This window comes from Victivallis vadensis (assembly GCF_003096415.1).
In the GTDB taxonomy this organism is placed as follows: Bacteria; Verrucomicrobiota; Lentisphaeria; order Victivallales; family Victivallaceae; genus Victivallis; species Victivallis vadensis.
On record NZ_QEKH01000043.1, the window covers coordinates 1 to 14,115 of the forward strand.

Annotated in this window: 12 protein-coding genes; 11 read left to right on the forward strand and 1 reads right to left on the reverse strand. The window is 62.0% G+C overall.

The features are described from left to right. Window positions 1-126: 126 nt before the first annotated feature. The 10 genes from C8D82_RS18305 (at window position 127) to C8D82_RS18350 (ending at window position 11,213) form a co-directional block, all read left to right on the forward strand. Window positions 127-816, forward strand: coding sequence for a phosphatidylserine decarboxylase (locus tag C8D82_RS18305; protein ID WP_116885737.1), 690 nt, complete (start codon window positions 127-129; stop codon window positions 814-816). Between the two features lie 6 nt (window positions 817-822). After that, window positions 823-1,653 carry a CDP-alcohol phosphatidyltransferase family protein gene (locus tag C8D82_RS18310; RefSeq protein WP_116885738.1) on the forward strand — a complete coding sequence of 277 codons (831 nt, stop codon included), beginning with the start codon at window positions 823-825 and terminating at the stop codon, window positions 1,651-1,653. 11 nt (window positions 1,654-1,664) lie between these two features. After that, the gene (locus tag C8D82_RS18315; RefSeq protein WP_116885739.1) at window positions 1,665-2,639 is read left to right on the forward strand and encodes an NAD-dependent epimerase/dehydratase family protein; all 975 of its coding nucleotides are present in this window, start codon (window positions 1,665-1,667) and stop codon (window positions 2,637-2,639) included. A 134-nt stretch (window positions 2,640-2,773) separates the two neighbouring features. Continuing rightward, a complete protein-coding gene (gene ilvN / locus C8D82_RS18320; protein ID WP_116885740.1) occupies window positions 2,774-3,268 on the forward strand; it encodes an acetolactate synthase small subunit in 495 nt (164 codons plus the stop codon). Window positions 3,269-4,074: 806 nt separating this feature from the next. Next, complete coding sequence (locus C8D82_RS18325; RefSeq protein WP_116885741.1) at window positions 4,075-5,541, forward strand: S1C family serine protease; 1,467 nt, start codon at window positions 4,075-4,077, stop codon at window positions 5,539-5,541. A 138-nt stretch (window positions 5,542-5,679) separates the two neighbouring features. Further along, window positions 5,680-6,702 (forward strand): AAA family ATPase, encoded by a 1,023-nt coding sequence (locus tag C8D82_RS18330; RefSeq protein ID WP_116885742.1) that lies wholly within the window; start codon window positions 5,680-5,682, stop codon window positions 6,700-6,702. A gap of 57 nt (window positions 6,703-6,759) precedes the next feature. Continuing rightward, window positions 6,760-7,641, forward strand: a complete 882-nt coding sequence (locus tag C8D82_RS18335) for a DUF58 domain-containing protein (RefSeq protein WP_116885743.1) — start codon at window positions 6,760-6,762, stop codon at window positions 7,639-7,641. 4 nt (window positions 7,642-7,645) lie between these two features. Then, the gene (locus C8D82_RS18340) at window positions 7,646-8,623 is read left to right on the forward strand and encodes a hypothetical protein (RefSeq protein ID WP_116885744.1); all 978 of its coding nucleotides are present in this window, start codon (window positions 7,646-7,648) and stop codon (window positions 8,621-8,623) included. Beyond that, window positions 8,620-9,648: a vWA domain-containing protein gene (locus tag C8D82_RS18345; RefSeq protein ID WP_116885745.1), complete on the forward strand. Its 1,029-nt coding sequence runs from the start codon at window positions 8,620-8,622 to the stop codon at window positions 9,646-9,648. Before C8D82_RS18340 ends, C8D82_RS18345 begins: the two co-directional genes overlap by 4 nt. A gap of 107 nt (window positions 9,649-9,755) precedes the next feature. Further along, window positions 9,756-11,213, forward strand: coding sequence for a tetratricopeptide repeat protein (locus tag C8D82_RS18350; RefSeq protein ID WP_116885746.1), 1,458 nt, complete (start codon window positions 9,756-9,758; stop codon window positions 11,211-11,213). Here the strand turns inward: C8D82_RS18350 and mnmL are convergent. Further along, window positions 11,203-12,915, reverse strand: coding sequence for a tRNA modification radical SAM protein MnmL/YtqA (mnmL, locus tag C8D82_RS18355; protein WP_116885747.1), 1,713 nt, complete (start codon window positions 12,913-12,915; stop codon window positions 11,203-11,205). The two genes, C8D82_RS18350 and mnmL, sit on opposite strands and share 11 nt — an antisense overlap. A 69-nt stretch (window positions 12,916-12,984) precedes the next feature. Between mnmL and C8D82_RS18360 the strand changes: the two genes are divergently transcribed. Next, window positions 12,985-14,115, forward strand: coding sequence for an NAD(P)/FAD-dependent oxidoreductase (locus tag C8D82_RS18360; RefSeq protein WP_116885748.1), 1,131 nt, complete (start codon window positions 12,985-12,987; stop codon window positions 14,113-14,115).

Consider the following 14,115-nt stretch of genomic DNA (forward strand, 5'->3'; position numbering starts at 1 on the left):
AAAACTAAATGGCAACTCTGAAAAATCTCATTCGGAGATTTTCAGACATGAATAAACGGAATTCCTTTCAAAAAACTATTGATAGAGGTTCCCTTAAGCATTACGGAAAGAGACAAGACTGCAATCATGATGACGCTTACGAAATTTGGAATTCGCGAATGGGGCCTCGGCGGAGTGGTGACGCTGGCGGTTCTGGCCGGCTGCTGGTGGCTGATCTGCCGCGGAGGATTCCCGGCGACCGGCTGGATCGTCGCGGTGATTGCCGTGATCCTGTTTGCCGGGTTCGCCGCCTTTTTCCGCAATCCCTCCCGGAAGATTCCGGCTGATCCGGCGCTGCTGGTCAGTCCCGCCGATGGCGTGGTGCGTGACATCGGCGTGGTCGAGGATTTCAATTTCCCGCCGTTCACCGGCAGGGCGCAGCGGATCGGCGTCTTTCTGTCGGTGCTCAATGTGCATGTGAACCGCGCTCCCGCCGAGCTTGCGGTGGAGAGCAAATATTACCGCGAGGGCGAATACCTCGACGCGCGCAACTCCGAATGCGCCAGGCGCAATGAGGCGATGACCATTGCCGGGACCGCCTCCGCCGCCGGGAAGAAGTTTCCGATGGCGGTGCGCCAGATTTCGGGGGCGATCGCCCGCCGCATCGTCTGTCCGGTCGAACCCGGCCGCCAGTTGAAGAAGGGCGAAGTCTACGGTATGATCAAATTCGGTTCGCGCACGGAGCTTTATCTGCCGCTTGACGGTGTCGAAATCAATGTGAAAGTCGGCGACCGGGTCTATGGCGGCGAAACCGTGATGGCAACAGTGAAAGAATAAGTCATTATGAAACAGCGTTTCCGCGAACTGATCAAGACGAACCGGTGGCTCAAATGTGTGCCGAACTCCCTGACTCTCTGCAACTCGCTGTGCGGTTTCGCGGCGATCCTTTATACGCTCCGCGCGTATGAAAGATTTTACAATTCGAGCAATGCGCTGTCGGTGTTCGCAACCAGCGCGGTACTGATCTGCTGCGCGATGATTTTCGACGCGTTCGACGGCTTCGCGGCGCGGCTGTTCAACGCGGCGAGCATGCACGGCATCCAGATGGATTCGCTGGCGGACATGGTGACCTTCGGTGTGGCTCCGGCGACACTGGTCGCGATCATGACCCACAGTCTGCGCGACTGGGACCTGAACCGGACGCAGGAGATCATGGTCTATATCCTCTGCTCCGTCTATCTCGGCTGCGCGGCGCTCCGGCTGGCGACCTATAATGTACATGCGATTCTGGAGAAAAAGAGCGGCGACAAATTTTCCGGCCTGCCCTCTCCCGGCGCCGCTGCCGCGATCTGCGTAGTGGTGGTCTTTGCTTCCACGACCAACATCGGCCTGAAGCAGCTGGCGGTGATTCTGCCTTATTATGCGGCGGTGCTGGGGCTGCTGATGGTCAGTCCGATTCCGTATACCCACGCCGCGAAGTGGCTGCTCTCGGTGCGCCGCAACCGGAAGCGGGCTCTGCTGCTGGTCGTCATGCTGGTGGCGGTCGCCGTCTTCCGGATTCAGGCGCTGACGGCCATCATCACTCTTTACATTCTCTCCGGGCCTGCCGGCTGGGTCTGGCATAAACTGCGCGGCGAAGCCGAAACACCGGCTCCGGCGGAAAGCCGCAACTGAAGGAGGCAGTCATGCACTATCTGATCACCGGCGGTTCCGGTTTCATCGGCGGCCACCTGACGGAGTCTCTGCTGGCCGACGGCCGGCGGGTGACGGTCGTCGATAACTACTCGACCGGCTCCAGAGAGAATCTGCGGGCCGTGGAGAACCATCCGGCGCTGCGGATCATCGAGGACGACATCGTCACGCATCCGGAAATTCTCGAATCCCTGATCCGTGAGGCGGATGTGGTGATTCACCTCGCCGCCGCTGTCGGCGTGGAGCTGGTGGTGAAGGACCCGGTCCGCACTATTCTGACCAACGTGCACGGCACCGAAAACGTGCTGCGGCACACCGCGCATTATCACAAGCGCGTGATCGTCGCTTCGACCAGCGAGGTGTACGGCAAGTCCACCCAGAAGCTGTTCACCGAAACCGACGACCTGATCATCGGTTCGCCGGACCACTGCCGCTGGAGTTATGCGTGCAGCAAGCTGCTCGATGAATTTTATCTGAAAGCGTTTCATCAGGCGTCCGGGATGCCGGGGACGGTGGTGCGCTTTTTCAACACGGTCGGCCCGCGCCAGACCGGACGCTACGGCATGGTGATTCCGCGCTTCGTGTCTCGCGCGCTGAACGGCGAACCGATTCAGGTCTACGGCGACGGCACCCAGTCGCGCTGCTTCTGCCATGTGTTCGACGTGATCCGGGCGCTGAAGCTGCTGATCGGCAACGAGGCGAGCCACGGCGAAACCTACAACATCGGCAGCCAGGATTCGATCACCATCGGCGATCTGGCGCGTGAAGTGATCCGCCTGACCGGCAGCAGCTCCGCGATTGAGCTTGTGCCGTATGAGAAGGCGTATGCCAAGGGCTTCGAGGACATGAAGCGCCGGATGCCGAATACCGCGAAGATCACCGCCCTGACCGGATGGAAGCCGGAACTGTCGCTGGAGCGGATCATCGCCGACGTCAGCCGGGAAATCCGGGAGCGGAACCGGGCCTGAACCCTCCCCGAATCCTCCGAACAGACGCTTTCGCCCGGCGCGGAAGCGTTTTTTTATTCCCGCGGGTATTGCAAAAAACGGCAAGTTGCGGCATGTTATAGAAAAGACAACATCATTACATTCAGGAGAGTTCCATGGAATTTCAGGAAAAACACACCATATCCGTGCTGGTGGAGAATAAGTTCGGCGTGCTGGCCCGCGTGGCGGGGCTTTTCAGCGGCCGCGGCTACAACATCTCCTCGCTGACCGTCCACGAAACCGAGGACCCCCGTTTCTCGAAGATGACCATCGTGACCACCGGCGACGCCGCGATCCTCGAACAGATCGACAAGCAGCTCAGCAAGCTGATCGACGTGATCCGGGTCGAAAACCTGACCGGCAGCCACTTCATCGAACGCGAAATGGCGCTGATCAAGATCAAGACCCCCACCCGCGAGGACCGTTCCCAGCTGATGCAGCTCGTCGAAATCTTCGCCGGAACCATCGTCTCGGTCAGCCGCGAGGAGATCGGCGTTGAGATCGCGGGCAAATCCGACCGGATCGACAACTTCATCGAGCTGGTCCGCGACTTCGGCATCGTCGAGATGGCGCGCTCGGGCCGCGTCGCGATCGCCCGCTGCGCGAAGTAATTGCCTCCGGCGGCCCGGGGCGCTGCCCCGGGGCCCCGCCGGGGGCACTTCGTCCCCCGGCCCCCCGACCGGCAAGGTGCCGGCGCCGGGTACGGTTTCGAGTTTTTTGCTGCGCAAAAATCTCAAAACCGGAGGTATTAATCATGGGTTGTGGGAAGTCTATATGCGTTTTACCGCACCGGCACGTTGCCGGTCGGGTTGCAAGGGCGAAGCGCCTTGCCCGTCGGAGACAGTCACGGCAGCGGCACCTTGCCGCCGCTATGCGCCCAGCTACCGGAGCCTGATTACAAATCAGGCCGCGTAGCGCACAAGGTCTGGAGACCGTTAGGTCGTAAGACCCGCCTGCCGCGAATGCGGCATGGCTTCCCCGGGAATATTACGAATGGGTTGTGGGAAGTCTATATGCGTTTTACCGCACCGGCACGTTGCCGGTCGGGTTGCAAGGGCGAAGCGCCTTTGCCCGGCGGAGACAGTCACGGCAGCGGCACCTTGCCGCCGCTATGTGCCCAGCTACCGGAGGTGCGATTGAAAATCAGGCCGCGTGGCGCACAAGGTCTGGAGGCCGTCAGGCCGTAAGACCCGCCTGCCGCGAATGCGGCATGGCTTTCCGTGGGGGAAATATTACCAATGGCTGCGCGGAGTCTATCGGCGGTATGCGCTGCCGGGGATAACCTGTTCCCGTTGGCGGCCTGGGGTGCTACGTGGTTTTTCCCGATTGCGGTTGCCGATTCGGAGAAAACAGCGGAAGATTTCCGCTTGAGCCTGAGTTTGAAGTGACACAATAACCCAAAGAGGAGGGATGTGATATGAAAATATTGAAATTTCCGGCGGTGATCGTCGCCGCGCTGTTCGGCTTCCTGACGCTGTTCGCGGGGGAGGAGTGGACCGGAGTCGTGAAGATTTTCGCGGTCTCCAGCCCGCCGAACTACTTCCTGCCGTGGCAGAATTTCAGCCAGCAGTCCGGTTCCGGCACCGGCTTCGTGATCGACGGCAACCGGATCATCACCAACGCCCATGTGGTCGCCTATCCGACCTTCATCACGGTCCGCAAGCCCGGCGACCAGACCCGCTATCCGGCGAAGGTGGTCGCGGTCAACCATGAGTGCGACCTCGCGATCCTGACCGTCGAGGACCCGAAATTCTTCGACGGCATCAAGCCGCTGGAGCTGGCCGACCTGCCGCCGATGCAGAGCTCGGTCGCGGCGGTCGGCTATCCGGTCGGCGGCGACAACGTTTCGATCACCGTCGGCGTGCTGTCGCGCGTCGAACCACTGGAATACTCCCACAGCGGCAAGGAGCTGCTCGGCGCCCAGATCGACGCGGCGATCAATCCCGGCAACAGCGGCGGCCCCGTGCTGCACGAGGGCAAGGTGGTCGGCATCGCGTTCCAGGGGCTCGGGGAGTCGCAGAACATCGGTTATATGATCCCGTGTTCCGTGCTGAAGCATTTTCTGGAGGACCTGAAAAGCGGCAAGGTGGACGGTTTCCCGGATGTCCCGTTCGATTATGAGAAGCTGGAAAATCCCGACCTGCGCGAATATTGCAGGATGAAGCCGGGGCAGTCCGGCATTCTGGTCACCTCCGTTCCGGAAATTCTGGCGGAGCAGGTGCCGCTGAAGGCCGGCGACGTGGTGATGAAGGTCGAGAATTTCAACATCGCCAACGACGCCACCATCGATCAGGGGCAGGGCAAGGTGCTCTATTTCGGCTGTGTTTTCTGGGAGAAGCAGTTGAACACCCCCTGCAGACTGACCATCCTGCGCGACGGCAAAGAGATGACGGTCGAAACGAAAACCGTGAAGATTCCGTACCGGATTCCGAATCAGGTCTACGACCGCGAACCCGAATATTACATTGCGGGCGGGCTGGTTTTTACCCCGCTGACCGCGAATTTCATCTATTCCGCATGGCGGAACCCCGGCAACATGCCCGCCGACCTTGCAATCAACCTCGGCAAGCCCCGCAGCCGGCCGGATGAGGAGATCGTGATCGTGTCGATGGTGCTGGCCGATGAGGTCAATCTCGGCTATCAGAACATCCGGGCGATCCGGGTGGTTTCCGTCAATGGCGAAAAGATCGTGTCGCTGCGTCAGCTCGCGGATCTGATCGACCGGCAGAAGGACGGCTTCCTGACCCTTGTGCTCCAGAATGACAACAAGATCGTGATGAATGCCGCCAAAGTCAAGGAGGCGACTCCCCGCGTGATGTTCCGTTACCGGATCGCCAGCGACCGCAGCACCAATCTCACCAAACCTCTTGTTTTCAAGAAGTGACCGGAGGCGTGCATCCTCCGGGAAAAGCGGTTATGGCGCAGAATTTTCTGCGGGGCGCTTGACATTTCCGTATCAACACTTTATCTTAATATTCTCATAGAGGAATCCATTTTGAATACACATTGAGGAGGTGTTATCATGGAACAAAAGGATATTCAGGAGCTTCAGGAACTGGTCCGCCAGCAGGCGATTCCGCTTCAGCTGGTCAAAACCGAGATGGGGCGGATCATCGCCGGGCAGGAGAAGCTGGTCGACCGGTTGCTGCTCGCATTGATCTCCGACGGCCACGTGCTGCTCGAAGGCGTGCCGGGACTGGCCAAGACGCTGGCGGTCAAAACGCTGGCGCAGAGCCTGAAAGGGACGTTTTCGCGGTTGCAGTTCACTCCGGACCTGTTGCCGGCCGACGTGATCGGCACGCGTATCTACAACGCTTCGACGCATGAGTTTTCAACCAAAATCGGCCCGGTGTTTGCGAATATCGTGCTGGCCGACGAGATCAACCGCGCTCCGGCGAAAGTGCAGAGCGCCCTGCTCGAAGCGATGCAGGAAAAGCAGGTCACGATTGCCGGGGAATGCTTCAAGCTGCCGATGCCGTTTCTGGTGATGGCGACGCAGAACCCGATCGAACAGGAGGGAACCTACCCGCTGCCGGAAGCGCAGCTGGACCGTTTCATGTTCAAGCTGCGCGTGAGCTATCCGTCGCGCGGCGAGGAGGCGGCGGTGGTGAACCGCATGGCCCATCCGTCGCCGTCGGTCGGCGCGGTGGCGGTGGCGTCTCTGGAGGACATCATGAATGCCCGCAATCTGGTGGACAAAATCTACATCGATGAAAAGATCGTCGAATACATCCTTGATCTGGTGATCGCGACCCGTCCCGGCTGCCGGGCGGAGCTTTCCAGCCGCCAGTCCGGCGCGAAGCTGGACGAACTCGATGGGCTGGTCAGCTTCGGCGCTTCGCCGCGCGCTTCGATCGCGCTGGCGCTGGCCGCCCGCGGGGCGGCGCTGCTGGCCGGGCGCGCCTACGTGCTGCCGCAGGACGTGAAGGAGATCGCGCCCGACGTGCTGCGTCACCGGATTGTGCTCTCCTACGAGGCGGAAGCGGAAAACATCGACACCGACGCGGTGATCCAGCGTCTTCTCGCCGAGTTGCGCACGCCCTAGGGCGGACACTGACGGTTTTGAGGAGTTGCAAATTCAGCCGCGGAGAGGAGGTCACTTATGCTGCCGCCTGAAATAGCCAAGCAGATACGCCTTCTGGAAATCCGCACCAACCGGGTGGTCGACGAGATCACCGGCGGCGCGTACCGGAGCGTATTCAAAGGGCGCGGCATCGAATTCGACGAGGTGCGTGAATACACCCCCGAGGACGATGTCCGCGACATCGACTGGAACGTATCGGCCCGCATGGGGTCGCCTTACGTCAAAAAATACATGGAAGAGCGCGAGTTGACTGTGCTGCTGCTGGTCGACGTCTCCGCTTCGGGGGCGTTCGGTTCTGCCGAAAAGACCAAGCGGCGGACGGCGGCGGAGCTCGCCGCGCTGCTCGCTTTCAGCGCCGGCCACAACGGAGACAAAGTCGGATTGCTGATGTTCAGCGACCGGATCGAACTTTTCGTGCCGCCCCGGTCGGGCCGCCGCCACACGCTGCGGCTGATCCGGGAGATGCTCGCGTTTGAACCGCAGAGCAAGGGAACCGACATCGACCTTGCGCTGCGCGAAACGCTGCAGGTGCTGAAAAAGAAGAGCGTGGTGTTCCTGCTGAGCGACCTGATCACGGACCGCCCGTTTGAAAACAGCCTGAAAATCCTGAACCGCAAGCACGACTGTGTGGCGCTGCAGATTTTCGACCCGATCGAACACCGCTGGCCCTCCGGGCTGCCGGTGGTGGTCGAGGATGCCGAAACCGGCGAACTGCTGACCTTTCCGGGCGGCAGCCGGAGCCTCGCGCGGCTGGACGCCGAGCTGGAAGCCGAACGTCGGGAACGCCGCGAACTCTGCCGCCGTTCCCGGGTGGATCTCGTCGAAATCGAGAGTGGCAAGGATGTGCTGCCGCCGGTGATCGATTTTTTCGCCCGCCGCCGCAACCGGCAGGGAAGGTAGGTGAATGATGAAAAATTTCCTGAAATACGGTTTTATCACCCTCGGGGGGTTGCTGTTGCTGGCCGGTCTGGTCTGGGGGAGCGGCTATCTGTGGTCGTACCGCCTGACTGAGCTTGCCGAAATTCCGGGAGCGGCAACGCTGGTTCCGGAGGGGGAAGTGGAGCTGGGCAGGACGGTTCAGGCGCAAGCGGAACTCGTACTGCCGGTGCGCGCCTCAATTGAGAAGGCCGTTGCCGAAGCGGGCAAGGGCAGTGTGCTGGTGGGAACGCCGCAGGTGCGGCGCGGCGCGTGGCGCTGGTCCACGCAGGTGTGGCATGTGACCGCCGAAGTGCGACCGTTCCGTCCCGGAGCGGTGGAGCCGGGTGCGCTCACTGTGGAGCTTGACGAGACTTCCAAAAACAAAGGCGCATTGCTCGATGTGATCGTGCTGCCCGGATTCACCGCGGCTCCGGTCAAGGTGGAACCGGGGACGGAGCTGCAGCTGGCCGGGGCGGCGGAGCTGGGCGGCAAGCTGGATGCTTCCGGCTGGTACTGGCTGCTGCTGTTGATTCCGGCGGCGGCGGTGATCTGGTTCGTGTGGTTCCGCAGGGGCAGGGCGGCCGGAGAGCTGCCGCCGTGGGAGCGGGCGCTTCAGGCGCTGCACTCATTGCGCAGCGGGCTGGCGAGTCACGAGATCCCGGTGGAGGCCGGTTTCGCCCGGCTGACCGACTTGGTCCGGGGATATCTGGAGCAGCGGTTCGAGATTCCCGCCTCCACCCGGACCACGCCGGAATTTCTGGCGGATATGGACCGGAGCGCAAGCCCGCTGCCGAAGGAGCAGCGGCCGTTCCTGCGGGAGTTCATGACCGCCGCAGATCAGGTGAAATTCGCGAAGGCTCCGCCGGACGACCGGGCGCTGAACGATGCGCTCGCCAAAGCTGAGCAGCTGGTGGAGAGCACCCGCATTCGCCCCGAGGATGAGGCGGAAGGGAGGTCGAAATGATGGAATTTGCTTATCCGTGGGTACTGTTGCTGCTGCTTCTGGTGCCGCTGCTTTTCGCGTATGAGCTGTTTTGGAAGAAACGGCCGTCGCTGGTGGTGTCCACCGTGCGCCCGTTCGGCGCGGTGGTCGCGAAGCACCGCCCGACTTTCCGGCTGGTCGCGATGATGCTGGGGCTGGCGGTGCTGATCGTGGCGCTGGCGAGGCCGCGTTACGGCGATGAAAAGGTGCTGATCCGTTCGCAGGGCATCGATATCGTGCTGGCGCTGGATATGTCCGGCAGCATGGAGGCATACGATGTGCCGCGCAACATCAACGACGCGCGCACTTTGATCGCCGCGGTGAAAAACAAAGAGGTCGAGAACCGGATCGAGGTTGCGAAAAAGGAGATCCGCCGCTTTATCGAGCAGCGGCCGAACGACCGGATCGGGCTGATCGGTTTTGCGGATCAGGCTTACAGCTTCGCGCCGCCGACGCTGGACCATGCGTGGCTGCTGGCTCATCTGGAGCAGCTGGAGCCGGGCATGATCGGCCAGCAGACCGGTATCGCCGCTCCGCTGGCGTCGGGAGTGAACCGCCTGAAGAAATCCGACGCGCCCCGCCGGGTGCTGGTGCTCTTCACGGACGGCCGGAACAATGTGGACAACCGGCTCACGCCCGAGCAGGCCGCAGCGCTCGGCAAGGAGTTCGACGTGGTGATTCACACGGTCGGAATCGGCAGCCGGAACGCATTCGTGCTGGTCACCGATCCGTTCGGGCGGCAGCAGTTTCAGGGGATCGAGGATGAGTTCGACGAGAAGCTGCTCCGTTCGCTGGCCGAGATCACCGGCGGCACCTACTTCCACGCCGCCGACGCCGACGGCATGAAGCAGGTGATGGACGAGATCAACCAGCTGGAAAAGACGACGATCGAACAGCCGAAATACATCGAATTCCGGGAGTACGGTCCGACGCTGGCGCTGCTGGCGCTGGCGCTGCTGATGCTGGGCTTCATCGCCGAATGCACGTGGAATCTGCGGCTGCCGTAGTCCGGGGGGGAGCCGCGTATGCAAGGTCTGCAATCCGTCAGGGGTTGCAGGCCCGTTTTTCGTGAAGAACGGAACAAGAGATTTTTTAGAGTCAAAGGGGGGAAGGAATGGAGGAACGGCTCGCGGTCCGGCTGCGGCGGCAACTGGTCTGGTGGATCATTCTGGCGGTGCTTTTCTGGGGATTCTGGTTCCTGCTGCCGATCTGGACCTACCGGCTGGCGCGCGCGACCGGCTCCGGGATGGGGAGTGCGGTGGCGTATGCGGTATTTTCGCTGCTTTTCCCGGTCAACCTGATCCTGTGGGGAATCCTGTTCGTGCGGGCCGGAAAGCCCGGTTGTAAGCCGGGGGCTGTCGAACCGCCGGAAACCGCTTGGAAAATCGCCGCAGTCCTCAGCATGACCGGATGTTTCGGCGTATTGGCGGTCGCGGGCGGAGTGGTCGCCGGAACGCTGCTGTTCCACGAGGAACTCACTGACGGCTTCCGCAATTTCCTGTTGCAAAACCGGGTCCGGCTGGCGGAACGAGGCGGGGCGGCGCGATGTTACAAGCTCGGCATCAATTATTTATATGGAGAATACCCCTGCCCGGAAGATTATGATGAGGCGCTGCGTTGGTTCCGGAAAGCGGCGGCGGAGGGGGATGCGGCGGCTGAGTATATGGTCGGTGAGTGCCACTATTACGGCCACGGGACCGATGAGGATATTTCGGAAGCGTTGAACTGGTATCGGAAGGCGGCGGAGCATGGTTATGTCTACGGGCAGCTGGATGTGGCGGATATTCTCAGCAACGGCGACGACGGCGTGAAAGTCGATCCGGTTGAGGCGTTCTTCTGGTACGGCAAGGCGGCGGAGCAGAAGAATCCGCGCGCGACGGCCCGGCTCGGAATCTGTTACGAGGAGGGCGAAGGCGTAAAGGCCGATCCGGCAAAGGCATTTGAATATTACCGGAAGGCGGCGGAACTGGAGAGTCCGCTCGGGTGCTACCGGCTCGCCCTGGCCCATGCGGAGGGGATCGGTACGGAGGTTTCTTCCGCCGAGGCGGTCCGCTGGATGGAACGGGCGGTCAACCTGAACTATTCCCGTGCGATCAATACGTTGGGGATCTGGTACCGGCAGGGGCGCCATGTGCCGCATGATCCGATCCGCGCCTTCGAGCTTTTCGGGCAGGCGGCGGAAGCCGGATTCAGCTTCGGGAAAATCAATCTGGCCTTGTGTTATCTGCATGGCCGAGGGACGGAGCAGGACCAAGAAAAAGGGGTGAAAATTCTGCGGAAGCTGGATCGGGACGGAAATACGGCCGGCACCGCGCTGCTGGCGGATTGTTACCAGTGGGGATGGGGCATTCCGGAACCCGACCTCGCCGGAGCGTTGAAACTTTACCGCAGAGCCGCCGAACAGGAGGACGCTACCGCCCTCTATCAGCTTGCGATTCTCTACCGCGACGGGATCGGGGTGGAGCCGGACCCGGCGCTGGCGCGCTCCTATCTGAAACGGGCCGCCGAGACCGGAGATGATGACGCCGATGAACTGCTCGACATGGTGAACCGGATCGCCGTCACGCCTTGAACCACTTGGGAACTCCGCGGTTCCGCAGCCGGCGGACCAGCCGCTCCCGCCGGGCGAAAAGCGTTTCGCGGGTGCCGGTGAGCGACGGATCGCGGTAACATACTCCGGCAGTGGAGCGGCAGATGATGCCGCGCTCCTTTTCCGGCAACGGCACCGGCAGCAGCGCCGGATCGAAGGCGGCGACCGTGCCGCCGCGCTTCCGCCCGAACGGGACCGATTCGCCGACCTGCAGACCGCTCCGCAACAGCGCCCCCCGGAACGGGAATGCGCTGCAATAACTGGTCAGCACTCCGCCGGGCGCAAGGCGGCGGGCCAGCTCGCGCACGAAATCGTAACTCCACAGTTCCGGGTTGCAGTCGGGGGAAAAGCCGTCCTGAAAGATCACGTCGAACGGGCCATCGAGCTGTCGCACGCTCTGCCGGGCGTCGCCGGTCAGCAGCGTGACCCGGATTCCGTTTTCGGCATAATATCCATCGCGGCGCAGCGCCCCGATCAGCCGCGCCTCCACGGAGCCGGCCGCATAGAGTTTCGCACTTGCCTCCAGCACCCGCGGATCCAATTCCAGCGTGAGGATTTCAAGCTCGCCGCGACTCTCCTGCGCGCAGCGCACCGCCGCCGCCGCATTGGCGCCGAGGCCGAAGCCGACGTCCAGCAGCCGGACCGGGCCGCGTTTCAGCCGTTCCGCCAGCGCGGCGGGTTCCGTGAATTTGCGGAGCGATTCGGTGGCGGCTCCGGCCAGCGAGTGAAAGTGCTGCCGGAAGCCGGGGTGGTAGAGCGTCGGCGAGCCGTCGGCGGTGGCGACGCCGGTGAACATCCCGCCGCCGCCGGAGTTGAACTTCTCCCGGAAGAGTTCGAGGAACTGCCCCTTGCTCATCCACCAGCGCGGCGCGAGAATCGTTTCCGGGTCAGCTTCGGCGATCAGGCGCATCACCAGCCAGTCGTCGGGAAGCCGGTGCAGGAATTCCGCCGCCTGTTCCATATACTCGTATTCGTTGAGCGGCTGCGGTTTGACCGGGAATTCCGGCGACGCGAGCGGCGTTTTCTTCAACGTCAATAGTTGATGCAGCTTCACCGCCCGGAACGGCAGCGCCGCGATCCGTTCGGCGGTTCGGAAGAAATCTTCGGCGCTCTCCCCAGGCAGCCCCGCGATCACGTGGCAGGCGGCGTTGATGCCGCGTTCCGCCAGCTGGTTGGCCGCTTTCACCGTCGCGGCGAAGTCGTGCCCGCGCCGGATCAGCTCCAGCGTCCGGTCATGGCTGCTCTGCACGCCGAGTTCGATCCACAGTTCATACTCCCGGGCCAGTTCGGAAAGCAGATCGAGCACCGGTTCCGGCAGCGCATCGGGGCGGGTGCCGATGATCACCACCTTGAAATCGGCGGCGGCGAGCGCCTCGCGGTAGAGCCTTCTCAGCTTCTCCGCCGGAGCGAAGGTGGAAGTGAACGCCTGGAAATAGGCGATGTAAGGCGGTTCGGCCCCGTAACGGTTGCGGGCGAATTCGACTCCGGCCGCGACCTGTCCCGTCAGATCGAGGTGACGGGAGAGATGGCGCGCCCGGCTGCCGTCCTCCGCGCAGAATGCGCACCCCGCTCCGAAACCACCCTCCCGGTTCGGGCACCCCAGCGCGAGGTCGAGCGGAATCCGGTAGAGCTTCCGTCCGTATCGTTTTGCAAGGTAATCGCTGAAAAAATTCAACTCTTTCATTTGACTCTCTCTCTTTCGCGGTTAATGTAATGGAAAGTATTCCGTTTGCAACCCTGAGGAGGATTTTTTATGATGAAAACAGCAATCATCGGTTCCGGCGTGGCCGCATTGGAGGCCGCCATACAGATCAAAGCCCTGAAACCGGAATCGGAAGTCGTGATGTATTCGCGCGAGAAGGTACGCCCCTACCGCCGTCCCGCCCTCTCCGGCATGATCGCCGAACCGATGAATGAAGCGCAGTTTTACATCAAACCCGAAACCTTCTATCAGGACAAGGGAATCCGGCTTGAGCTCGACCACACCGTGACCGTGATTCAACCGTCGGAGAAATTCCTGACCTTCGCCGACGGCACGGCCGCCGCTTTCGACAAGCTGCTGATCGCGACCGGCAGCCGCTGCTTTCTGCCGCCGGTGCCGGGGATCGAAGGGGAAAATGTGCTGTCGCTGCGGGAGTTCGCCGATTTCGAGCGGATCGAAAAACGCCTTGAGGCGGGCGTCCGCAAAATCGTGGTGATCGGCGGCGGATTGCTCGGCCTCGAACTGGCCGAAAGCCTGCTTGAACGCGGCTGCGAGGTCGTCGTCACTGAAGGCTGTCCGGCGCTGCTGCCGCGCAACCTCGACGCCGAAGCCGCCGCGATCGTGGAAAAGAAACTGGCGGAAGTTCCGAATCTGACCCTCAGATTCGGGGTCAAAGTCCAGGCGGTCGAGCCGGACGGCGTAGTGCTGGAATCCGGGAAAATCCCGGCGGAACTGGTGATGGTTTCCGCCGGCGCCCGCGCCAATACCGCCCTTGCGGCCGCCGCCGGAATCCGCTGCAACCGGGGAATCGCGGTCGACGACAGGATGCGTACTTCCGCCCCGGACATCTTCGCCGCCGGCGACTGCGCCGAAGTGGACGGCGTCTGCTACGGATTGTTCAATGCCGCTAAAATGATGGGACAGGCCGCCGGCAGGAACATCGCCGGCGAAGAAGCCTGTTTCCGCCCCGAATCCTATCCGGCCCGGCTCGCGGTGTTCGGCCTGAAACTCTTTTCGGCAGGATGTTTCGATACTCCGCAAGCCGAAACCAGTTACGATCCTGAAACCGGCAATTTCCGCAAGCTCTTCCGGGATGATTCCGGCCGTCTGGCCGGCTGCATCCTGATGGGAGACCTGCGCGAATCCCTGAAACTTCAGGCCGAGATCGATTCCTCCCGGTAA

Excerpts from the sequence above, each read along its gene's own strand:
- C8D82_RS18330 (WP_116885742.1), top strand. The coding sequence starts at position 5,680 with ATGGAACAAAAGGATATTCAGGAGCTTCAGGAACTGGTCCGCCAGCAG.
- C8D82_RS18305 (WP_116885737.1), top strand. The coding sequence starts at position 127 with ATGATGACGCTTACGAAATTTGGAATTCGCGAATGGGGCCTCGGCGGA.
- C8D82_RS18350 (WP_116885746.1), top strand. The coding sequence starts at position 9,756 with ATGGAGGAACGGCTCGCGGTCCGGCTGCGGCGGCAACTGGTCTGGTGG.
- C8D82_RS18360 (WP_116885748.1), top strand. The coding sequence starts at position 12,985 with ATGATGAAAACAGCAATCATCGGTTCCGGCGTGGCCGCATTGGAGGCC.
- C8D82_RS18310 (WP_116885738.1), top strand. The coding sequence starts at position 823 with ATGAAACAGCGTTTCCGCGAACTGATCAAGACGAACCGGTGGCTCAAA.
- C8D82_RS18345 (WP_116885745.1), top strand. The coding sequence starts at position 8,620 with ATGATGGAATTTGCTTATCCGTGGGTACTGTTGCTGCTGCTTCTGGTG.
- C8D82_RS18325 (WP_116885741.1), top strand. The coding sequence starts at position 4,075 with ATGAAAATATTGAAATTTCCGGCGGTGATCGTCGCCGCGCTGTTCGGC.
- C8D82_RS18335 (WP_116885743.1), top strand. The coding sequence starts at position 6,760 with ATGCTGCCGCCTGAAATAGCCAAGCAGATACGCCTTCTGGAAATCCGC.
- C8D82_RS18340 (WP_116885744.1), top strand. The coding sequence starts at position 7,646 with ATGATGAAAAATTTCCTGAAATACGGTTTTATCACCCTCGGGGGGTTG.
- C8D82_RS18315 (WP_116885739.1), top strand. The coding sequence starts at position 1,665 with ATGCACTATCTGATCACCGGCGGTTCCGGTTTCATCGGCGGCCACCTG.
- mnmL (WP_116885747.1), bottom strand. The coding sequence starts at position 12,915 with ATGAAAGAGTTGAATTTTTTCAGCGATTACCTTGCAAAACGATACGGA.
- ilvN (WP_116885740.1), top strand. The coding sequence starts at position 2,774 with ATGGAATTTCAGGAAAAACACACCATATCCGTGCTGGTGGAGAATAAG.